This is a genomic window from Brevundimonas vitisensis (assembly GCF_016656965.1).
In the GTDB taxonomy this organism is placed as follows: Bacteria; Pseudomonadota; Alphaproteobacteria; order Caulobacterales; family Caulobacteraceae; genus Brevundimonas; species Brevundimonas vitisensis.
The window spans coordinates 843,499-863,766 of record NZ_CP067977.1; the positions used below are offsets into that span (position 1 = coordinate 843,499).

Below are 20,268 nucleotides of genomic sequence, written 5' to 3' on the forward strand. Positions count from 1 at the left end.
TTCAGGACGAACGATGCATTTGATGCGGTTTACGACGGGGGTGGCGCTGAGCGCCCTGATCGCCACTTCGGCTGCGGGCCAGACTGCGCCCCAAAATCCGCCGACACAGGAGCGTCCCCAGACGGCGCCGGCCGGTCAGGCAGCAGGTCGCGTCGATCCGGCAGCGGCAACCGCTCCGCGTGCGCCGCGCATGATCACTCAGTCGGAGTTCAAACTGGCGGACGGCATCATCGCCACCGTCAACGATCAGATCATCACCGGCTTCGACCTGCGTCAGCGCATGCTGATCCTGATCCTGATGTCGAACATCCAGCCGACCGAGGAAAACATCGGCGCAATCCAGCAGGAAGCGCTGAACGCCCTGATCGACGAGCGGCTGCAGGCCGAAGAACTTCGCCGCTATGAGGATCTGGTCGTCAGTGACGAAGAGGTCGATGCCGAGATCGCCAATATGGCCGAAGGCGCAGGCCTGACCGGCGAACAGTATATGGCCGTGCTGGAACAGAGCGGCATCCGCGCCGCCCCCTTCCGCGAACAGATTCGCATCGGCATCGGCTGGCGCCAACTGGTCGGCGGCCGCTTCTCCGCCCGTGCCCGCGTCGGCCGCGCCCAGGTCGAGCAGCGGATGCGCCAGGACGCCGAAGCCGCTGCCAAGCCGGCCTACCAGATCGGTGAAATCTATATCGACGCCGCCCGTGTCGGCGGCATGCAGCAGGCCGTCAACGGGGCCCGTCAGCTAATCCAGCAGATGATCCAGGGCGCGCCGTTCCAGGCGGTGGCCAGCCAGTTCTCCTCAGCCCCGTCCGCCATCCGGGGCGGCGACGCGGGATGGGTGGTTCAGGGCACGGTCCAGCCCGCCCTGCAGCAGGCGTTCGACAATCTCGACGTCGGTGAGCTGTCCAATCCCATCGTCGTCGATGGCGGCGTCTACATCATCTACATGCGCGACAAGCGTGACGGCTCGGCCGCGACCCAGGTCTCGCTGAAGCAGGTGATGGTCGAACTGCCCGAAAATGCGACGCCCGAGCAGGTGTCTGCCGCCAGCAGCCGACTGACCAGCCTTCAGCCGCAGCTGACGTGTGACAACATGCTTCAGCGCGCCACCTCGGAACAGGGCCTGCTGGGCTCCGACCTGGGCGAAAGTGACGTCCGCAACCTGGCTCCTCAATTCCAGCAGGTGGCCTCGACCGGTGCCGTCGGCTCGGTCAGCGGTCCGGTTCGCACCCCGCTGGGCCTGCATCTCGTGGGCGTGTGCGGTCGTCGTCTCGGCGGCCCCCAGGCCCCGACCTATGAACAGGTCGAGCGGCGGATGCAGACCGAGGGCCTGTCTCTGCTGGGTCGTCGCTATATCCGCGACCTGCGCGCCGACGCCTTGATCGAGATGAAGTAATGCCGGGCCCGGCGCACCGGATGCCCCTGGTCCTGTCCATGGGCGAGCCGGCCGGTATCGGGCCAGAGATCATCGTCAAGGCCTGGCAGGCCCTGCGCCGGGACGGACCCCGGTTCGCTGTTGTCGGCCATGCCGAGACCTTGAAAGCTCTGGGCTCCCCTGTCCGCAGCGTGCTGTCGGTCGGGGATGCGGAACCCGTATTCAGCGACGCCCTGCCCGTCATCGATCAACCGCTCAGCGCCCCCCTTGTGCCCGGACGGCCGGACATCGCCAATGCGGGTGCCGTGGCCGACTGGATCGCCATGGCCGTCGACCGGGTTCTGGGCGGCGAAGCCAGCGGCCTGGTGACCGCCCCGATCGCCAAGGCTCCGCTCTATGCCGCCGGTTTCCGTTTTCCAGGCCATACGGAATTCATCGCTGAACTGACGGCCGACGTGCCCCATCCGGGAACACGGGGTCCGGTCATGATGCTGACGGCGCGCGATCTTCGGGCCTGTCTGGTGACCATTCATTCCGCCATCCGCGATGTGCCCGAACTGGTCACCGCCGAGCGTGTCATCCGCGTCTCGCGCGTGGTGCACGAAGCCATGCGCCGCGACTTCGGCATCGCCCGCCCCCGGCTGGCCATGGCCGCCCTCAACCCCCACGCCGGCGAGGGGGGAGCGCTGGGGCTGGAGGAGATCGAGATCCTACGGCCGGTGGCTGCAGCCCTCCGAGCCGAAGGCATCGCCATCACCGACCCCCTGCCCGCCGACACCATGTTCCATGACGAGGCGCGGGCCACCTACGACGCTGCCATCTGCCTGTATCACGATCAGGCTCTGATCCCGGTCAAGACGCTGGACTTCTGGGGCGGGGTGAACGCGACGCTCGGCCTGCCCATCGTGCGGACCTCGCCCGATCACGGCGTGGGCTTCGACATCGCGGGCCAGGGCATCGCCCGGCCCGACAGCCTGATCGCCGCCATCCGTCTGGCCGACACCATGGCGGCGGCGCGGGCGGTCTAGTATGGGGTGCGGGTGACCGACCTGCCCTCCCTCCGCGAATCCCTCGACGCTCACGGCCTTTTGGCCAAGAAGAGCTTCGGCCAGCATTTCCTGCTGGACCTGAACGTCACGCGAAAGATCACGCGTCTGGCCGGCCCGTTCGAGGGGCGGGCGGTGATCGAGGTCGGCCCCGGCCCCGGCGGCCTGACCCGCGCCTTGCTGGAAAGCGACGCCGGTCGGGTGATCCTGGTCGAAAAGGACCCTCGCTTCGTGCCGATGCTGACCGAGCTGGACGACGGCTCCGGCCGCCTGACCATCGTCGAGGCGGATGCGCTCAAGGTCGACGAGGCGGCGCTGTCGGACGGCCCGACCCATCTGGTGTCCAACCTGCCCTACAATGTCGGCACGCCGCTGCTGATCAAATGGCTGACCGGGCCCTGGTTGCCCCACGCCTTGACCCTGATGTTCCAGAAGGAGGTGGCCGAACGGATCGTGGCCGCACCTGACGAGGATGCCTATGGCCGTCTGGCGGTCATCGCCCAGGCGGTTTGCGAGGCGCGGCTGGTCATGCACCTGCCGCCCGCCGCCTTCACCCCGCCGCCCAAGGTGTCATCCGCCGTGGTCCACCTGGTCCCCCGTGCCGACCGTCCCGATCGCGAGACGCTCAAGCGGCTGGAGCGGGTCACCGCCGCCGCCTTTGGCCAGCGCCGCAAGATGCTGCGCTCCAGCCTCAAGACCCTCGGCGGTGCCGCCCTGTGCGAGGCCGCCGGGATCGAGCCGGATGCCCGGGCCGAGGTCATCGACGGCGCGGGCTTCCTGCGTCTGGCGCGGGCCCTGGCGTGACGTCCGGCGTCGAACCCTTCCGCGCCATCGGCATCAGCCGCCTGGCCCATGCGCTGAAGGCCCAGGGCCGCTCAGTCATCCATATGGAGTTCGGCCAGCCATCGACCGGGGCCCCGCCCGCCGCCATCGCCCGCGCCCATGCGGTGCTGGATGCCGAAGCCATGGGCTATTGGGAAAGCGCGCCGCTGAAGGACCGGATCGCGCGGCTGTATGCCGATCGGTATGGCGTCACGGTCGATCCCGACGGCATCCTGCTGACCTGCGGCGCGTCGCCGGCCCTGGTCCTGGCCCTGTCGGCGCGCTTCAAGCCGGGCGAACGGATCGCCATGGCCCGGCCCGGCTATGTCGCCTATCGCAACACGGTGCGGGCCCTGCATATGACGGCGGTCGAGATCGACTGCGGCCCGGACGTGCGGTTCCAACTGACGGCGGCGGCGATCGCCGCGCTCGATCCCGCCCCCCAGGGCCTGATCGTCGCCAGTCCGGCCAATCCGACCGGCACCATCATCGCGGATCAGGAACTAGCCGCCATCGCCGAGGTTTGCCGAGGGCGCGGCATCGCCATCCTCTCGGACGAGATCTATCACGGACTGTCCTACGTCGGCCCGGTGCCGTCGATGCTGGCCTTTGATCCGCAGGCCGCCGTCATCAACAGCTTCTCCAAATACTGGAGCATGGCAGGCTGGCGGCTGGGCTGGCTGATCGTGCCCCCGGATCAGGTGGCAGCGGCCCGCGCCCTGATCGGCAATCTGTTCCTGACCCCGCCCAGCCTGGCCCAGCATGCGGGCCTGGTGGCCATGGACCAGCATGAGGTGCTGGAGGGGCATCTCGACGTCTATCGCCGCAACCGCGCCCTGCTGCTGGAGGCCCTGCCCCGCATGGGGCTGGGCAGGATCGCCCCACCCGACGGCGCCTTCTATGTCTATGCCGACATCGGCCGGTTCAGCGACGACAGCCTGGCCTTCTGCGAGGCCCTGCTGCGCGACACCGGCGTGGCGACCGCGCCGGGCGTCGATTTCGACCCCGTGCACGGCCACCGCTTCATGCGCTTCAGCTTCGCCGTCTCCACGACCGAGGTGCAGGAAGCCTTGAGCCGGATCGAACCCTGGTTCGCCGCCCGAACGACCCCCTAGATCAGTAGAGCCGGGCCATGTCGGCGCGCTCGAAGTCCTTCAGGTCTTCGTGACGACCCTCGCGGATTTTCTGCACCCAGTAAGGATCGGCCAGCAGCGCCCGGCCCACGGCGACCAGATCGAACTCGTCCCGCTCCAACCGCGCGATCAGTCCATCCAGCGAGGCGGGCTTGGACCCCTCCCCCGCAAAGGCGGCCATGAACTCGCCGTCCAGACCGACGGAGCCGACGGTGATGGTCGGCTTTCCGATCAGCTTGCGGGCCCAGCCGGCGAAATTCAGGTCCGACCCCTCGAACTCCGGCTCCCAGAAGCGGCGCTGCGAACAGTGGAAGACGTCGACCCCGGCCTCGGACAGGGGCGACAGCCACTCGGTCATCTCGTCCGGAGTCTGGGCGATGCGGGCGGTGTAATCCTGCTGCTTCCACTGCGACAGGCGCAGGATCAGGGCCGTGTCCTCGCCGATGCCCTCGCGCACCGCCTTGACGACCTCGACGCCGAACCGCGCGCGGTCGGCGATGGTCGGCCCGCCCCAACGATCGCCGCGCGCATTGACCCCGTCCCAGAAGAACTGATCGATCAGATAGCCGTGGGCCCCATGGATTTCGACGGCGTCGAAACCCAGGTCCTTCGCCGCGCGCGCTGACCGGCCAAAGGCATGGATGGTGTCGGCCACGTCCTCCTCGGTCATCGGCTCATATTTCAGCTTGTCCGGTGCGACCAGGCCAGACGGACTGTCGACCTTGCCCAGCGGCTGCCATTCCTTGCCCTGGCCGCGGGCCGAGCCGACGTGCCAGATCTGCGGCGCGATCAGGCCACCGGCCGCGTGCACCGCCTCCACCACCTTCTTCCATTCCGGCAGGGCCTCGCCGTGGAACACCGGCACCGCGGCGTCATTGCGGGCCGCCGGGCGTTCGACCACCGTGCCCTCGGTCACGATCAGACCGACCCCGCCCTCTGCGCGGCGACGATAATAGGCCGTGACGTCCTCGGTCGGGATGCCGCCTGGCGAGAACGACCGCGTCATCGGTGCCATGACGATGCGGTTGGGCAGGGTCAGGGACTTGACCGTGAACGGGCGGAAAAGGGCGTCGACGGACATGGCGGCTCCTCAGGAATCTGGAACCGCCAAGGTGGGCCTCAGGGTTTCATTTGGAAACCCTCTGCCTGACTTTTTCTCGATCAGACGACCAGCGCAGCGGCTAAGCTGGCCGCAATGGCGTTGAACCGCGCGGCGACCTCCCCGTCTGGATGCGCGACCACCACGGGCCTCCCGGCATCGCCGCCTTCGCGTATCGAAGCGTCCAGCGGCAGGTCCCCCAGATAGGCCACGCCCAGCCGTCCGGCTTCGGCCTCTGCTCCGCCGCGGCCGAAGACTTCGCCGGTCATATTCTCGATCAAACCCAAGGTAGGCGCACCGACCTTCTGGAACAGGGCACGGGCGCGCCGCGCATCGGCCAGGGCAACCTCCTGCGGCGTCGAGACGATCACCACCCCGTCCAGCGGGGTCTTCTGGATCAGGCTCAGGTGCACGTCGCCGGTCCCGGGCGGCAGATCGACAACCAGCACATCCAGCGGCGCCTCCTGCGTGCCCCAGCGGGTCTGGGTCAGCATCTGCGTCAGGGCCTGGGACGCCATCGGGCCGCGCCAGACCATGGCGTCCTCGGCCTTGGTCAGCAGTCCCACCGACATGGCCGCCAGCCCCCAGGCCCGCGCCGGCACCATGGCGCCGTTCACATAGTCGGGCTTGCCCGATATCCCCAGCATGGTCGGCAGCGACGGCCCATGGACGTCCGCGTCCAGCAATCCGACCGACAGTCCGCGCGCTGCCAGGGCACAGGCCAGGTTGACCGAGACCGTCGACTTGCCGACACCGCCCTTGCCGCTGGCCACGGCCAGGACCCGCCGGACATGGGCGGGGCGATCGGTCGGCACCGGGGCCTTGGGCCGCCCCTGATCCACCGCCTGCGGGGACAGCGATGCCGTCCGCCGGGGCCTGGCCTCCACGGCTTGCGACGTCAGCACCACCGAGACCCGCGCCATGCCGGGCATCGCCGCCAGCGCCGCCTCGGCCGCATCGCGCACGGGGGCATAAAGGGCCGTCTGATCGGACGGGACTTCGATGACGAACCCGGCCCGGTCCTCGCCCACGACTAGCCCCTGCACCAGACCCGAGGCATTCAAACCCTGGCCCGTGCGCGGGTCGACAATAGTATCCAGAACGGTCAGGACGGTGGCGCGGTCAATCACAGGTCAGGGCTCCCGGCCCTTGCGAGACGGGCCGCGCGCGTTCTATCGCCCCCGCAGTCGACTAGCGAGCCCCAACACCCTTGTCCTTGTGCGCCCCCGTCACCCTGATTGCCGGACCGACCGCCTCGGGGAAGTCGGCGCTGGCGCTGGACCTGGCCCGGCGGACGGGGGCCCTGGTCGTCAATGCCGACAGCCAGCAGCTGTATGCCGATCTGCGCGTCGTGACGGCTCGCCCCTCCGTCGCCGACGAAGCCCTGGCCGACCATGCACTGTACGGTCAGGTCGACGGGGCCGAGGCCTGGTCCGTGGGTCGCTGGGTCCGGGCCGTGCAGCCCCTGCTGGATCAGGCGATCGGCGGCGGTCGGCCTGTGGTTCTTGTCGGTGGAACAGGCCTTTATTTTCATGCCCTGACGCGCGGCCTGGCGGATATTCCGGCCGTCGATGACGCCACGCGCGAGGCGGCAACGGCGCTCTATGACCAAGAGGGCGAGGCCGCATTTCGGGCCCGCCTGGCCCGTGTTGACGCCCGTGCCGCCACCGTCCTGGCCGCGAACGATCGCCAACGTCTGACCCGTGCCTTCGCCGTTCACGCCCAGACCGGCCGCAGCCTGTCGGACTGGCAGGCGGACACCGTGCCGATCCTGGCCGCCGACGATTATCGCGCCCTGGTGATCGAGCCGGACCGAGAGGTCCTTTATGCCCGCTGCGACGCGCGGGTCGACGTCATGGTGGATGAAGGGGCACTGGAGGAGGTCGCGGCCTTGACGGCACGCCACCTGCCCGCGTCCCTGCCGGTCATGAAGGCGGTGGGCGTCCGCGAACTGGCCGCCCATCTGTCGGGCCAGACCTCGTTGTCGGCAGCCCTCGACGCCATGCGCCAGGCCACCCGCAACTATGCCAAGCGCCAGCTGACCTGGTTCCGCAATCAGACACCCGATTGGCCCCGCAGCGCGAACAACCACGTGTGACTTGATTTCCGAACGCCCAGCGCGTTTTCTGACACTGCAAAATTTTCAGTTTGGTCGGAGTATCCCATGAGCCTCGCCGTTGTCTTCGCGTCCATGTTGGCCCTGTCAGGATCTCTGACCCAGGACCCGCCAGCCACCAATGTGCCCGAACTCGAAGTCGCTCCTCCGCGCGCATCCACTGACGACCGCGACCCGGAGCGGATGATCTGCAGGACGGAATCGGTGGTCGGCACCAACCGTCGCCGCCGCGTCTGCATGACGGCTCGCGAGCGGGACGAGCGGCGCGAAAGCTCCTCCAGTGCCCGCGACCGCCTTGATCGCAACCTGGATCCGAACGCCGGCAACCCGGCCAGTTCGAGCCCTAGTCCCTTCCTGGGCGGATAATCCCGAAGACCTGCTCTAGTGGGTCATGAGCGCGATCAGCAGCAGAACCAGAAGGACGGCGCTGACCCCCTGCCAGAAGCGGGCGGGATCCCGTTCCATCAGGCTCAGCCCCTGGACGGGTGGCGCAGCGATCGCACTGCCGCTCTCCAGGACATAGATCAGCTCCTCCACATCGGCGAAGCGATCGTCGGGCTGGACACTGAGCGTGCGCAGGATCGCTGCTTCCAGCCAGGCGGGCATGTCGGGCCGGTGGACCGTTGGGCGGACCGGACGGTCGAAGGTCATGCGGGTGAAGTCCTCATCCTGACCGCACGGATAGTCGCCGACGAACAGCCGATATAGCGTCACCCCGAGCGCATACTGATCGGTCAGGGCGTCACCGGGATGCCCCGCATACATTTCCGGTGCCTTGTAGCCATGCGTCCCCGGCGCTTCGGCCTCCGCGAACTCGTCGATGCGCGGCAGGCGCGCGACCCCCAGATCGATCAGCTTCAAGCCGCCGCCGGTTTCCAGGATGACGTTGTCGGGCTTGATGTCGCGATGGGCGATCCCCTTGCGATGCAGGGCCGCCACGGCTTTCGACAGCCGGATGGCAATCTCGACCCCCTGCGGAATGTCGAAGGTTTCCTCGGCCAGACGCGCATGCAGGGTCTGGCCGACATAGAGCGGCTGGGCGACATAGAGGCGGCTCTGGCGGCCGGCTTCCAGAGTCAGGGTCTTGCCGACAAACGGGCTGTCGATCCGCTGGCCGATGAAGCTTTCGCGCAGGAAGGCACCGCGCGCGCCCTGGGCCGACAGCAGGGCCGGCTTGGGGAATTTCAGCACGACCGCTGCGCCGCCCTCCCCGTCTCGTCCCTGGAACACGCGGGTATATTTCCCATCAGACAGCAGCCGCTCCAGACTAAAGCCGTCGATGTTGTCCCCGGCTTTGGGCGGCGGCAGGATGGGCAGGCCCTCTGCCTCTGCGCCCAGGGCATCGCGATCCGGCGCTCCCAGTCTGAGGATATCGATCACCACGGCGGTCGCATTGTCGCGCGTGCCCTGCGCGCCCGCATGATCCACGATGGCTTGCGCATCCGCATCGGCCGAGGCTCGCCGCCCCAGCAGCCGCGTCAGATCCTGCGGCGTCACTGCCCCGTGAACGCCATCGGTCGTCAGCAGCAGCCGGTCGTGAGGTTTCAGCGCGACCACACGCTGGTCCAGCCGCACCTCCGCCTCGATGCCCACGGCGCGATACAGCACATGGCTCAATCCCGGCTGGGCCAACACATGATCTTCGGTCAGCTGCGCCAGGACGCCGTCGCGGAAATGCCAGGCGCGGCTGTCGCCGACATGCAGGACCACCGCCTCGCGTCCGCGCAGCACCAGGGCAGTAAAGGTGGTGGCAGCCCCCGTCATGGCCGGATCGGTTCGACTGCGCGAATGAAGCCAGCGATTGAAACCCATGAGGGACGACACGCCTGCCGCGGCGATCCCGCCCAGCGGGCTCTTGGCCAGATAGCCATCGATGAAACTGCGTGCGGCCAGTTCCGACGCGATCCGCCCGCCTTTGGATCCGCTGACCCCGTCGGCCACCACGGCGACGATGCCGTGCAGAGCCTGCTCGGCCGGATTACCGACATGAACGGCCCCGAAATCCTGGTTGTCGGCGCGCGGGCCCTTTGCCGTCGCAAAGCCCGCCGCGATCTCCAGCCGTGCGTCCGAACTCATGCGTGGATCCCCCGCCTCAGAACAGACTTCACTTCAACGCTTGGATGCAAGCGGTTCCAGCCCTATATTGGCTCTGTCCGGGTTCGCCCGGACTATGGCGATAAACGCGCTTGTAATAAGCGGACCGGACCCGGGTGCGATTCCCGGCGGCTCCACCATTCCTTCCCCGCGTTATCGGCGGAGCGAGCAGGGGGCCGACTAGCATCGACGGACGTGTAAAGAGGTTGCTTTCGCCCGTACTGGCCCACCGTATCGGGCTATTTTCTAACTGCGAACGATAACTTCGCTGGAGAAGTCGCTCTCGCCGCGTAATGCGGTCGAGTGATTTCGAGACTTAAGTCCCAGGGGTTCAGATCCCTGGGCGGGGCCCGGAGGGCGCCTGGCAACAGAAGCCCTCCACTTCCCTCATCGACACGCCCCTGAACGTATTCACCCTTATTGCCGCTTCCGAACGCGGCCCGCGACCGCTATCAGTCGCGCTCGAGGCAAAGAGGCGACGATGGCGGACGATACACCCCCGATCGATGAGATGCATTATGAACTGCTCGCACAGGATGCCTTGCGCGGGGTGATCCGCCTTGCCCTCGAAAGGGCCGCCAGTCCGGACGGTATCCCTGGCGCGCACCACTTCTACATCACCTTCGGCACTCGCCTGCCCGGCGTCTCGCTGCCGCCCGACATCCTGGCCAAATACCCCGAGGAAATGACGGTGGTGCTCCAGCATCAGTACTGGGACCTGGCGCTCGAACCCGACCGCTTTTCAGTGATGCTGAAGTTCGGCGGCATGCCCAAGGTGCTGTCTGTCCCCTACAAGGCCATCACCCGCTTCTATGATCCGGCGGTCCAATTCCTGTTGCAGTTCGATCCCCCGGCTCCTGAAGACGCGGTTGTGATCGAAGCTCCTCGCCCGGCAGCCACCGAAAAGGCTGCCCCCCCGCCCGCGGGCGACGACGGACCCAAGGTCGTCTCGCTGGACCAGTTCCGCAAGAAGTAGCCGTCAGTTGACGTCAGCCCACCAACTGCCAAGGTAAAGCCCTGGACGGCGTTGTGTGGGATCAACGATGATCAGGATACTGACGGCCCTCGTGATGCTGATGGGTCTGGCCACCCCGGCCCTGGCCCAGTCGCGCTTTGATGGTTGGGCAACGGCCGTGATCGCGGCGGACTGGCGCACCAGTCGCGGCCAGCCGATCCAGGCCTTCGACAATGCCAGGCGCGACCTTGTATCGAGCTTCGTCGCAGCCGGGTTCTCGCGCGCCGACATGGTCGACTACAGCCTGCGACCGGACGTGGCCGATCCCGTCACCGCGACCCAGGCCATGGCGGGTGTCAGCAGCCTGACCGCACGAGCCACCGCCGGCTGCCTGCTGTATTTCACCTCCCACGGCTCACCCCAGGGCATGGTCTTTGGTCCGAACCGGATGCTGGCCCCGGCCGACATGGCCAATCTGGTGCGCGGATGGTGCGGGGCGCGCCCCACCGTCATCGTCGTCTCGGCCTGTTTCTCGGGCGTGTTCGTCGAGGGACTGAAGGGCCCGAACCGCATGATCATGACCGCCGCGCGGCGCGACCGAGCCTCGTTCGGATGCAGCGAGGATGCGACCTATCCCTATTTCGACGGCTGCATTATCGAGTCCCTGCCGACCGCGACCGATTTCGCCGACCTGGCCCACGCCGCGGGGGCCTGCGTCTCAAGACGCGAACGCGAAGAGGGCCTGACCCCCGCCTCCGAGCCCCAGGTCTGGATCGGCTCCGAGATGCAGCTGCGCTTGCCGACCCTGCGGTTCCGACGCGCAGTCGATTAGCCACGCAGACCGCGCAGCATCAGCTCATGACGATAGGCGGCGACGTCGCCCAGCACCGCATCCAGTGCATCGCGCACCCGCTCCAGCAGCGGCGCCGCCATCGCCTTGTCCGCGTCTTCAGCCGCCTGACAGGCCTGGGCCAGGGTCCCGGCACCGATCCCCGCCGCTGCACCGCGCACCGTATGGGCGGCGTCTCGCCAACCGTCGGAGCGTACATCCAGCATCGGCGACCACAGGGCGGCCTGCTCAACGAACAGCGCCAGCACCTCCTCCGTCACCGCGTCGTCCCCTGCGGTCATGGCCTCCAACACCGCGAAGTCGACAGCCCCGCTCAGGTCGCGCCGCGCCATCAGGCCGCCGTCTCCTCACCCTTGGCCAGCCGCGAATTCCACGCCGACCAGCCGAAGTAGATCACCAGTCCGATCACGTTCCACAGCAGGAAATACCACTGGGTCGAAGGACGCAGGCTGAGGAAGAAGACCACACAGCCGACGATGGTGACCCCACCAACCAGCCACCATAGCGGAGCTTTGAACAGGCGTTTGCGGCCGGGATCGCGCAGCCTCAGCACGATCAGGCACACCCCTACCGCAGCGAAGGCGGCCAGCGTCCCGGCATTGGCCAGGGACGCCAGCTCGTCCAGTCGCATGCCCCCTGCCAGGGCCCCGACAACCACAGCCGTAAAGACGGTCACCAGGGCCGGCACGCCCCGCGACGAGATGCGGGCCAGACCGCGTGGCAGCAGGCCGTCGCGCGCCATGCCCAGGAAAATCCGGCTCTGCCCATACAGGAATGCCAGCAAGACCGTCGGAAGGGCGATCACGGCCGAGGCGGCGATCCACTGGGCGGCCGTCCCCTGCCCCATTTCGCGCAGGATCAGGGCCAACGGCTCAGGGCTCTCTGCAAAGCTGGCGACGGGTCGCGCGCCGATCGCCGCCGCCGCCACCACCAGATAGAGCGCCGTACAGATAAGCATCGAGCCAACGATGCCGATGGCCAGGTCGCGCTCCGGCTTCTTGGTTTCCTCGGCCGCCGTCGAGATGGCGTCGAACCCGTAGAAGGCAAAGAAGATGATGGCTGCCGCCGCCATCACCCCGGTCTGGGCCACCGGCACGCCGGTGAACTGTTCCAGGAACGGCAGATTGGGCGCGCCGAAGCCATTGGGCATGAAAGGCGTGAAATGGCTGGCGTCAAAGGCCGGCAGGGCGAGAGCCACAAAGGCGACCAGGGCGAGGATCTTGATCACCACGAGCACCGCATTCAGCGTCGCGCTCTCACGCGTTCCGAGCAGCAACAGCCCCGTCACCACCGCGATGATGAAGACGGCGGGCAGGTTGACCAGCCCACCCTCGACGTGCGGCCCCGCCGCCAGGGCGGTCGGCAGCGCCATGCCCAGCCCCTCCAGAAAGCCCACCGCGTAGCCGGACCAGCCCACGGCCACAGCCGAGACGACCAGCGAATACTCCAGGATCAGGCTCCATCCGACGATCCAGGCGACCATCTCGCCCAGTACCGCATAGGAATAGGTATAGGCGCTGCCTGCGGCGGGCATGACCGTGGCCAGCTCCGCATAGGCCAGGGCCGCACAGGCGCAGACCAGACCGGCCAGCGCGAAGCTGATCATGACGGCCGGCCCGGCCAGACCGGCCCCGACCCCGATCAGGGTCAGGATACCTGTGCCGACGATGGCACCCACGCCCAGGGCCAGCAGATGCGGCCAGCTCAGCGTCGCCTTCATGCGCGGCCCGTCGAGCGGAGCCAGCATGGTGTCGATCGACCGACGACGGTTCCAGAAGGCCATGTGCGTCACTCCCCCGCGCCGCTCCCCGGCGGCTGATTCCCTGACCCTGACCCTAGCCCCTCCTGCGACAAACAGGAACGCAGCGGCAAACACCCTTGCCACCCGCGCCCAATCCCATTAGGAACGCCCCCTCCGCCGAAGCCGGTCCTGACCGTGCTGGCGACGACGATTGGTCCGGGTGATTAGCTCAGTTGGTAGAGCAGCTGACTCTTAATCAGCGGGTCGTAGGTTCGAACCCTACATCACCCACCATCGTCCACCTAACCCCTTGAAATCACAAGAAGGCGCTGAACCGAAACGCCTTTTCGCAACAAACCTTGTACAAAACTTGTGCAAAATGTGCGAGGGTTTTGGCCATGTCCAGCGCCTCTTTTAGAGCCAAGCGAAACGGGGTTTCGGCGCCGAAGAACGGCCTGACCCGCAATGTCCGGCTCATCGTTCCGGCCGACGTCCAGACCATCGCCCTCGGCCTTCCCGAGACGGATGCGCGACTCGCCCTGCTCGTCCACGAGGACGGCCGGCCCAAGGGCGCCCTGATCAAGACCACGCGCCGTCGCAACGCCGAGGAGGCCGACGGCATAGGCGAGGCCCTGAGGCGCGAGTGGAAGGCCGTCTTCGCCAGCCTGCGGGCGGAGCATAAGCCCGGCGGCGTCTCTCAGGCGCGCGAGCGCATCGACGCCTGGAGGACCGAAGAGGTCGCCACGGCCCTCGGTTTCGACGTCGAGATCAGCTTGCTGGAATACAAGGCCCGCGCCGAAGCCCTGGCGTCGCCGGCCGCGGGCGTCGAGCATGGCGGCCTCGTCTGGGCCGAGCGCTATTTCGGGGAACGGCCCGAGGCCTCGCGCGGCCCGGCCATGCCACCAGAGACCTTCATGCTTCTGGATCGTCTCCAGGTTATCGAGACCAGTCCCGAGGCCTGGCGCGACATCGACGGCTTCGACACGGTGCTGAACGCCGTCCTCGGAGCGCGCTGGGCGGCGACCACGCGCACGATCGTCAGACCGTATTTCGCCAAGGCCTGGATGGAGGTGGTCCGGGCCCAAGAGCAGGAGCGCCGCTACGCCGCAACTCTCCTCGAACTGGCGCATCGCCCCGACATCGTCGTGCCCCGACACCCGACCCATGTGCCGCGGCCGGGCGACAAGAGGCTTGACGAGCTCCTGGCCGCCTATCTGGCGGCCAAGGGCGAGAACAAGGACTATCGCGCGCCCATGCGGGCCCTGAAAGAGTTCTTCGGCGAGAAGAAGCCCATCCGCGCCATCGGCCGCCAGGATGCTCGGGCTTTCCTCGCCTTCATCCAGACGGTGCCGTCCAACGCGACCAAGAAGTTCCCCGGCAAGACCCTAGCCGAAGCCGCCGAGGCCCGCATCAAAACGGGCGACCCGGCCGTCTCGGTCACGACCGTGCGCACCTACATGAACCACGTCTCCATGATCTGGAACTGGGCGCTCGCCGAGAACGAAGCCTGGCTCGACAAGAACCCCTTCGAGGGACTGATGCCCCAAGCCGCGCCCAAGGTGCAGCGCGAGGGCTTCACCGACGAAGAGCTCATCAAGCTGTTCGCGGCGCTGGCCCCGCACAAAGCCGAGGATCATTCGCTCTTCTGGGTGACGGCGCTGAGCCTGAACGGCGCGCGGATCTCCGAGCTTCTCCAGCTGCGCACCCATGAGGTGCGCGAGCACGACGGCGTCCACTTCCTCGACTTCGGCGAGTTCGACGATCAGGGCCTGAGGATCGGTCAGGCCCAGTACAAGAACCAGCGCAGCATCCGCCCGGCGCCCATCCATCCTCTCGTGATCGAGGCCGGCTTCCTCAACCTCGTCGAGCGTCGCAAGGCCGCCGGCGAGGCCCAGCTGTTCCCCAAGGTGAAGCCCCGCGTCGTCGGCCAGAAGGTGGACTGGTCCCACTATCACTCAAAGCGGATCAACAAGATCATCGACGATCACGTCTCCGACGCGCCCAAGCTGGTGGCTCACTCCTTCCGCCACATGCTGCGCGAGCGGGCCCTAGACCTCGACATCTCCCCGGAGATCATCGACGCCATCGGCGGCTGGGCGCCCAAGACCGTCGCCGCCAAATACGGCGTCAAGCGCATCGGCATGCTCCACCGCAACCTGGCGCGGATAAAGTTCGGGGCGCTGAAGCTCTAGGAAACGGGTTTCCCATCGCACGTTCGGAGACGCCTTTTCGATGGTTTGGTCGAAGTCGGCGACCACGTGGTATAATGATCTACGGTCGCGCAAAGCGTTCTTGGCCGCCGGCAACAATCACGATCCGCGAACTTCATGAGCCTTTCAGCCTCGCCGTCAATGCCCACCCGTTTTCACCTGATTGGACCGTTCAGCGCTACCCTTCGCGCGACGGAGCTCGCGGACGGACGCGACCTTCCAGAGCGGCTGTTCGCCAGCCTCCTCACCCAGGGCCCTGACCTTCACGGCCGTGGCTTTATGGAAAGCGCACGAACCTCAGGTGAGCGCCGGCCGGTGTTGTGGCGGCGAGTGGATTCAAAGGCGCTGGTCATTCCCCACAGCTTTAGCTTCAAAATTCCGGGAAGCGGCTTGGTGGAGCAGCTCGGACTTTTCGACGGTGATGACCGGCTCATGTTCTATGGCCCGCTGAAGAGCCAGCGTCAGGCGGTCGAACGGCCGGAGCTCTTCGAATTTCCCGAAGGGTCCGTTCGCCTCATGCACTCCAAGCCGATGGCGCCCTAGCATTTGGTGTGGAAGGCACAATGACCTAAGAAGCGGCTGACTTTTCAGGAGACGAAGTTGGCACGCCTTCCCACGCTCATCGACGCCCTCGCCCGATATGATCGCCGCGGCCGACCCACCATAGCCCACATCGCCCGCCAGGTGCGAGACGCGGGACTGATCGTGTCGTCCAAGCGCGGGGTGGGGGCTGCGGTCATGACCGAGAGGGACGCTGCGACCCTTCTTCTCGCCGTCTGTGGCGACAGCAGTCCGCAAGGCGCCGTCGCCGCGGTCCACAACCTGCGTTCCCTAGTGCCCGATCCTAATGACACCCTGCGCGACACGCAGCGCGAGGAAATGCCCGAGTGGATGGAGTTCTTACGGGAGAAAATCAGCTTCGCCGACGCAGTGGAAAGGCTGATCGCCAATGCACCTCTGATCGCTCAATGGCACGAAACGTACATGGAGGAGTGGGAGGAGGAAGCTCAAGGCGTCTCTGAGGCCGAGTTCTCGATGCAATGGATGGTCGTCAAATCCAACGCCGCCGGTGGGGCCTTCAGGCCTGGATATGCTCGTGCGCTTCGCATCGTGAGTTACGTCCCAGGGCTCGCCGCTGAAATCCACCTAGGTCGTCCATGGAAGCGGCTGGAGGAGATCGAAGCTTTCCATGAGCATTATGCGCCTGCCGACGCCTGGGTCGGGGCCGTGAGCGACGATGGCGCACGGAAGTCCAACTCCTCCGGCGAAACGGACTGCCTCATCACGATTGAAATCGGCCTACCGACTCTCACAGCCCTGCACGCAGCCGTGAATGACATGCCTATAGCCGCGCCGACTTCATAAGGAGCTTGACTCACAATAAGCCGGCATCTTAATAGGAGCTCCACTCACAATGACGGAGCTTCTCGATGCCCCTTGCCTCTCCCGTTTCCACCACTTGCGTTGGGGCGGACGATCCGCCTGCCTTCGATCCTCAGCCCATTCGCGGTGACGCCTCGTTGGGTCGCCTGCTCAGCCGGCGGCGCGAACTTGATGATCAGCGGCATAAAGGAAGGCGTCTCGACGCCGACGACGCCCGGCTTCTGCCCCTGATGCTGTCGTTGGCGCGGATCAGCGCGCGGGCCTCTGTTCGGGACCAACCGTGTGTCGGCTGTTCGGGAGGCGCTCAATGATGCCCCGCGGACGCACCGCCTCCCAGGCCGCTCCGACCACGGCCGAACGTCTCTCGGCTTGCAGCCGCTACGCTGGCCAAGCCGGGCTTCGCGTCGTCACTGTCCTCGACGACCAATACGCCGACGCCAGCTCGCGGGCTGGACAAGGGCTTAATCAGCTTGTCGAGCGTCTCTCGATCGGCGAGTTCGAAATCGTTGTCGCCTGCGCCGAGAATGGCCGGCTGGTGACCCTGCAGGCCGCAGGGAACGAGGCTTCGCAGCACACGCTCGAATCTCTGCGCTGTGCGATCTATGCGCGTTCCGCCTGCGTGAACCAGGCCGAGCCTGACAGCGTCGCTGACCAGGTGAGCAGCTGCGAGGCCTTCGCCGAAAGCCAGGGCTGGGAGACGGCCATGATCTGCCGGGATTCGGGTGTCAGCGGCCTGTCGGGATCTCGCCCCGGCTTGGACCGCCTGATGGCTCAGGCCCGTGCGGGCGCCTACGATGTGTTGCTGGTCGAAGATCTCGACCGGCTGGCCCGGCGCGTCCCGCTCCTCCACGAGCTGGCGACGGAACTGGAGGCGCTGGGTGTCGTCCTTCACACCACGGCGGGTCCGTTTGACCGCGGCTTCATCCGCCGGGGTATCAACTCTTGACCGCCGCCGTTCCGGCGGACGCCCGCTACGCCATTTATGTGCGGCAACAGGCGGTAAAGTCCCTCCAAGGCCAAATCATCCTGTGTCGCACCTATGGGGATCAGCAAGGCTGGGCTGAAGCTGGCGCCTACCAGGACTACCAGCGCAGCGGGTCGGTTGTCATCGGACGCTCCGGCCTCTTCGAAATGCTCGGCGCTGCCGCCCGGAGAGAGTTCTCCATTCTCGTGATTAGCGACTTGAGCCAACTTGGTTGTAGCGCCGCGGACCTCCCCGGCTTTCTGATGGAGTTGAAGTACGACGGCGTCAGTGTCCATACGCCGGCCGGCGCGGCTCCGGCCGAGAGCGCTCTTCGGAGGGCCTGCTGATGAACGCCTTCCCGCCGCCGGGCTCGCTCTATGCCGTCTACGCCCGCTATTCGACCGACCATCAGACCTTTAAGTCCATCGAGGACCAGCTCACCCTGTGTCGGGCCTACGCCGAGCGGCACGGATGGGTGGAGGCGGGCGCCTACCACGATGCCGCCCGTAGCGGCGCTACCATGGTCGGCCGGGCAGGACTTTTCGACATGCTGGCCGCGGCTGACCGTCAAGAGTTCTCCATCATCCTGATCGAGGACCTTGACCGCCTCAGTCGAAGCGCGTCCGGCGCCCATGGCATGGTCGAGGAGATGGAGGCCCTCGACATCACCGTCTGCACGGTTTCGTCCGGCCCGGTGACGGACATGGAGGTGGCATTCAAGGCTGCTCATAACGCCCGCCAGCTCAAAGCCCAGGCGGAAAAGACCCGGCGGGGCCAAGAGGGCACGGTTAAGGACGGTCGCATCTCCGGCCAAGTCGCCTACGGCTACCGCAGAGTGGTGTCGCTGGATGGCAAAAACGGTCTGCGTGAAATCGATCCGGATCAGGCCAAAATCGTCGTTCGCATCTTCAACGACTACCTGTCCGGCATGACGCCGCTCGACATCGCCAAGGCGCTGAACGCCGAGGGTATCCCTGGCCCTCGCGGCGGCCGTTGGAAGCCTGGAGCGATCTACGGAAATAGAGACACCGGCGTCGGCATCCTCCGCAACCGGCTCTACGTCGGGATCAATGAGTGGGGCCGTACGGTCACCAAGCACAACCGTCACAAGGGGACGTCCATCGCCAAGGTCACGGCGAAGGCCGACCGCCTGGTCATCGAAGTGCCTCACCTGCGCATCCTCGACGACGAGGTGTTCCAAGCCGTCCAGGACCGGCTGGAGGCCCGTCGCTCCAACCCCTCGACCTTTCGCGACAAGCGCCGTCCCGATTATCTGCTGTCCGGCTTGGTGCGCTGTGGTGTCTGCGGCCGCCCTTACTCGGTGGTCTCCGACAAGCTGAGCTGCATTGGCTCGGCCCGCGAAGGCACCTGCGACAATCGCCGGCGCGTGGCTCGCGAGGATCTGGAGGCGATCGTCCTGATGGGCCTGAAGGAGCGCTTGCTGCGCCCCTCCCTGATCGAACCCTATCTGGAAGCGCACCGGGTCGAGCTGGACAGGCTGAACGCCGCTCAGGCTGCGCAGTCCGAGGCCGCCCAGGCGCGCGTCAAGGAACTGACACGCCAGATCGACAACGTGATGGCCCAAGTCCTCGCGGGCCGAGCGGCGGGCCCTGCCGCCGATGTCGCAACGCGCCTGTTCTACCAAGAGGTCGCGCGGCTGGAGACCGAACGCCAAGCGGCCGAGCGCCAAGTCCGCGCACAACTTCGCCCCGTGCCGCCGCCCATGGACGCCGAGACCGTGGTGAAACGCCTCAACGTGCTGCTGGACGACCTGCGCCTGGCGCTGGACGGAAAGGATCGCGACGCTCAAAGCGCTCGCGACCAGTTGCGGGCCCTGATCGACAAGGTGACGATCACGCCCATCGAAGCCGCCCGCCCGGATAAGCGCGGCTGCGGCCCAGTCAGGGTCACGGTCGAGGGGCCCCTTACCGCACTGGTGGATCTCGCCGATCCAAATCGCGTCATCCAGCATTCTTCACGTCCGGGAACGATACTGGACCTCGCGATCCTGACCTTCAGCTACTACGTTGATTATATTCCGGAAGATAACCGGCTTGACGAGCAGACGTACGTCGATCTGGCTACCATCGCCCGGCTGCTGGACGATTCCGACATTCCGGTCACCCGTCGCATGATCGTCGATGCCCTCGCCGCTGCCGACGGGCGCGACCCGGGTTGCCCGCCGGATTATGAGCCCGGCAGCCCCCACGTCGCCCGCGCCCTGAATGCGACACGCTATCTCGCCAAAGCCGGTGACATTCGCGCGGTCCGCTTCGACCCTGCCCGTAGCGGATGGGTGTGGAACCATATCGACCGATCGGATGAGGCCTGGATCCAGCGAGCAATGATGGCGCCTGTTCCGGCGATGCACCTGCCTATTCCTGTGATCCGCCTTAGCGCTCCGGAAGCCGCCGTCGTCATCATTGGCCCGCGCCAGTCCGACGGCGCGGCGCTGCCGACGATGGGGCCGATCTGATCGAGCGTCA

The 20,268-nt window shown here is 66.7% G+C and carries 19 protein-coding genes, 1 tRNA gene and 1 other RNA gene; 16 read left to right on the forward strand and 5 right to left on the reverse strand.

Annotated features, from left to right (window positions below; translation table 11 throughout):
• The first annotated feature begins 22 nt into the window (after nt 1-22).
• From JIP62_RS04230 to JIP62_RS04245, 4 genes are read left to right on the forward strand one after another with little or no spacing between them, the layout of a single operon-like run.
• The gene (locus tag JIP62_RS04230) at nt 23-1,390 is read left to right on the forward strand and encodes a peptidylprolyl isomerase (RefSeq protein WP_230974856.1); all 1,368 of its coding nucleotides are present in this window, start codon (nt 23-25) and stop codon (nt 1,388-1,390) included.
• Nucleotides 1,390-2,397: a 4-hydroxythreonine-4-phosphate dehydrogenase PdxA gene (gene pdxA / locus JIP62_RS04235; protein ID WP_201103672.1), complete on the forward strand. Its 1,008-nt coding sequence runs from the start codon at nt 1,390-1,392 to the stop codon at nt 2,395-2,397. The genes JIP62_RS04230 and pdxA overlap by 1 nt, the downstream gene beginning before the upstream one ends.
• A 6-nt stretch (nt 2,398-2,403) precedes the next feature.
• Complete coding sequence (rsmA, locus tag JIP62_RS04240; RefSeq protein ID WP_201103673.1) at nt 2,404-3,219, forward strand: 16S rRNA (adenine(1518)-N(6)/adenine(1519)-N(6))-dimethyltransferase RsmA; 816 nt, start codon at nt 2,404-2,406, stop codon at nt 3,217-3,219.
• Complete coding sequence (locus JIP62_RS04245; protein WP_201103674.1) at nt 3,216-4,352, forward strand: pyridoxal phosphate-dependent aminotransferase; 1,137 nt, start codon at nt 3,216-3,218, stop codon at nt 4,350-4,352. The genes rsmA and JIP62_RS04245 overlap by 4 nt, the downstream gene beginning before the upstream one ends.
• A 1-nt stretch (nt 4,353) precedes the next feature.
• Here JIP62_RS04245 and JIP62_RS04250 read toward each other — a convergent pair whose 3' ends face one another.
• Together JIP62_RS04250 and JIP62_RS04255 are read right to left on the reverse strand one after the other, a co-directional pair.
• Nucleotides 4,354-5,451, reverse strand: coding sequence for an NADH:flavin oxidoreductase (locus JIP62_RS04250; protein ID WP_201103675.1), 1,098 nt, complete (start codon nt 5,449-5,451; stop codon nt 4,354-4,356).
• Nucleotides 5,452-5,531: 80 nt separating this feature from the next.
• Nucleotides 5,532-6,599 carry an Mrp/NBP35 family ATP-binding protein gene (locus JIP62_RS04255; protein ID WP_201103676.1) on the reverse strand — a complete coding sequence of 356 codons (1,068 nt, stop codon included), beginning with the start codon at nt 6,597-6,599 and terminating at the stop codon, nt 5,532-5,534.
• Between the two features lie 86 nt (nt 6,600-6,685).
• Here JIP62_RS04255 and miaA point away from each other — a divergent pair, with 86 nt between their 5' ends.
• On the forward strand, nt 6,686-7,567 hold the full coding sequence (gene miaA / locus JIP62_RS04260) for a tRNA (adenosine(37)-N6)-dimethylallyltransferase MiaA (RefSeq protein ID WP_201103677.1): 882 nt from the start codon (nt 6,686-6,688) through the stop codon (nt 7,565-7,567).
• Nucleotides 7,568-7,633: 66 nt separating this feature from the next.
• Nucleotides 7,634-7,951, forward strand: a complete 318-nt coding sequence (locus tag JIP62_RS04265; RefSeq protein WP_201103678.1) for a hypothetical protein — start codon at nt 7,634-7,636, stop codon at nt 7,949-7,951.
• A gap of 15 nt (nt 7,952-7,966) precedes the next feature.
• On the opposite strand, the gene JIP62_RS04270 is transcribed toward JIP62_RS04265, so the two are convergent.
• A complete protein-coding gene (locus JIP62_RS04270) occupies nt 7,967-9,661 on the reverse strand; it encodes a bifunctional protein-serine/threonine kinase/phosphatase (protein WP_201103679.1) in 1,695 nt (564 codons plus the stop codon).
• 36 nt (nt 9,662-9,697) lie between these two features.
• On the opposite strand from JIP62_RS04270, the gene ssrA reads away from it, so the two are divergent.
• The 3 genes from ssrA to JIP62_RS04285 all read left to right on the forward strand — a co-directional run bounded on the left by ssrA (nt 9,698) and on the right by JIP62_RS04285 (nt 11,466).
• Nucleotides 9,698-10,062, forward strand: a transfer-messenger RNA (tmRNA) gene (gene ssrA / locus JIP62_RS04275).
• Between the two features lie 98 nt (nt 10,063-10,160).
• Nucleotides 10,161-10,655 carry an SspB family protein gene (locus JIP62_RS04280; RefSeq protein WP_201103680.1) on the forward strand — a complete coding sequence of 165 codons (495 nt, stop codon included), beginning with the start codon at nt 10,161-10,163 and terminating at the stop codon, nt 10,653-10,655.
• A gap of 67 nt (nt 10,656-10,722) precedes the next feature.
• Nucleotides 10,723-11,466, forward strand: a complete 744-nt coding sequence (locus tag JIP62_RS04285; protein ID WP_201103681.1) for a C13 family peptidase — start codon at nt 10,723-10,725, stop codon at nt 11,464-11,466.
• On the opposite strand, the gene JIP62_RS04290 is transcribed toward JIP62_RS04285, so the two are convergent.
• Nucleotides 11,463-11,816: an Hpt domain-containing protein gene (locus JIP62_RS04290; protein ID WP_201103682.1), complete on the reverse strand. Its 354-nt coding sequence runs from the start codon at nt 11,814-11,816 to the stop codon at nt 11,463-11,465. The genes JIP62_RS04285 and JIP62_RS04290 overlap by 4 nt on opposite strands.
• The gene (locus JIP62_RS04295; RefSeq protein WP_201103683.1) at nt 11,816-13,267 is read right to left on the reverse strand and encodes an amino acid permease; all 1,452 of its coding nucleotides are present in this window, start codon (nt 13,265-13,267) and stop codon (nt 11,816-11,818) included. The genes JIP62_RS04290 and JIP62_RS04295 overlap by 1 nt, the downstream gene beginning before the upstream one ends.
• Before the next feature lie 176 nt (nt 13,268-13,443).
• Between JIP62_RS04295 and JIP62_RS04300 the strand changes: the two genes are divergently transcribed.
• The 7 genes from JIP62_RS04300 (at nt 13,444) to JIP62_RS04330 (ending at nt 20,258) form a co-directional block, all read left to right on the forward strand.
• Nucleotides 13,444-13,519 (forward strand) — tRNA-Lys (locus JIP62_RS04300).
• 104 nt (nt 13,520-13,623) lie between these two features.
• The gene (locus JIP62_RS04305; RefSeq protein WP_201103684.1) at nt 13,624-15,417 is read left to right on the forward strand and encodes a site-specific integrase; all 1,794 of its coding nucleotides are present in this window, start codon (nt 13,624-13,626) and stop codon (nt 15,415-15,417) included.
• A gap of 135 nt (nt 15,418-15,552) precedes the next feature.
• Complete coding sequence (locus JIP62_RS04310; protein ID WP_201103685.1) at nt 15,553-15,978, forward strand: hypothetical protein; 426 nt, start codon at nt 15,553-15,555, stop codon at nt 15,976-15,978.
• A gap of 57 nt (nt 15,979-16,035) precedes the next feature.
• Entirely contained in the window at nt 16,036-16,800 is a 765-nt protein-coding gene (locus JIP62_RS04315) for a hypothetical protein (protein ID WP_201103686.1), read from the forward strand.
• Between the two features lie 325 nt (nt 16,801-17,125).
• Nucleotides 17,126-17,764 carry a recombinase family protein gene (locus JIP62_RS04320; RefSeq protein WP_201103687.1) on the forward strand — a complete coding sequence of 213 codons (639 nt, stop codon included), beginning with the start codon at nt 17,126-17,128 and terminating at the stop codon, nt 17,762-17,764.
• Entirely contained in the window at nt 17,761-18,129 is a 369-nt protein-coding gene (locus tag JIP62_RS04325) for a recombinase family protein (RefSeq protein ID WP_201103688.1), read from the forward strand. Before JIP62_RS04320 ends, JIP62_RS04325 begins: the two co-directional genes overlap by 4 nt.
• Nucleotides 18,129-20,258: a recombinase family protein gene (locus tag JIP62_RS04330; protein WP_201103689.1), complete on the forward strand. Its 2,130-nt coding sequence runs from the start codon at nt 18,129-18,131 to the stop codon at nt 20,256-20,258. The genes JIP62_RS04325 and JIP62_RS04330 overlap by 1 nt, the downstream gene beginning before the upstream one ends.
• Nucleotides 20,259-20,268 lie beyond the last annotated feature (10 nt).

Excerpts from the sequence above, each read along its gene's own strand:
- JIP62_RS04230 (WP_230974856.1), top strand. The coding sequence starts at position 23 with ATGCGGTTTACGACGGGGGTGGCGCTGAGCGCCCTGATCGCCACTTCG.
- pdxA (WP_201103672.1), top strand. The coding sequence starts at position 1,390 with ATGCCGGGCCCGGCGCACCGGATGCCCCTGGTCCTGTCCATGGGCGAG.
- JIP62_RS04250 (WP_201103675.1), bottom strand. The coding sequence starts at position 5,451 with ATGTCCGTCGACGCCCTTTTCCGCCCGTTCACGGTCAAGTCCCTGACC.
- JIP62_RS04265 (WP_201103678.1), top strand. The coding sequence starts at position 7,634 with ATGAGCCTCGCCGTTGTCTTCGCGTCCATGTTGGCCCTGTCAGGATCT.
- JIP62_RS04270 (WP_201103679.1), bottom strand. The coding sequence starts at position 9,661 with ATGAGTTCGGACGCACGGCTGGAGATCGCGGCGGGCTTTGCGACGGCA.
- JIP62_RS04280 (WP_201103680.1), top strand. The coding sequence starts at position 10,161 with ATGGCGGACGATACACCCCCGATCGATGAGATGCATTATGAACTGCTC.
- JIP62_RS04285 (WP_201103681.1), top strand. The coding sequence starts at position 10,723 with ATGATCAGGATACTGACGGCCCTCGTGATGCTGATGGGTCTGGCCACC.
- JIP62_RS04290 (WP_201103682.1), bottom strand. The coding sequence starts at position 11,816 with ATGGCGCGGCGCGACCTGAGCGGGGCTGTCGACTTCGCGGTGTTGGAG.
- JIP62_RS04295 (WP_201103683.1), bottom strand. The coding sequence starts at position 13,267 with ATGGCCTTCTGGAACCGTCGTCGGTCGATCGACACCATGCTGGCTCCG.
- JIP62_RS04305 (WP_201103684.1), top strand. The coding sequence starts at position 13,624 with ATGTCCAGCGCCTCTTTTAGAGCCAAGCGAAACGGGGTTTCGGCGCCG.
- JIP62_RS04310 (WP_201103685.1), top strand. The coding sequence starts at position 15,553 with ATGAGCCTTTCAGCCTCGCCGTCAATGCCCACCCGTTTTCACCTGATT.
- JIP62_RS04320 (WP_201103687.1), top strand. The coding sequence starts at position 17,126 with ATGATGCCCCGCGGACGCACCGCCTCCCAGGCCGCTCCGACCACGGCC.
- JIP62_RS04330 (WP_201103689.1), top strand. The coding sequence starts at position 18,129 with ATGAACGCCTTCCCGCCGCCGGGCTCGCTCTATGCCGTCTACGCCCGC.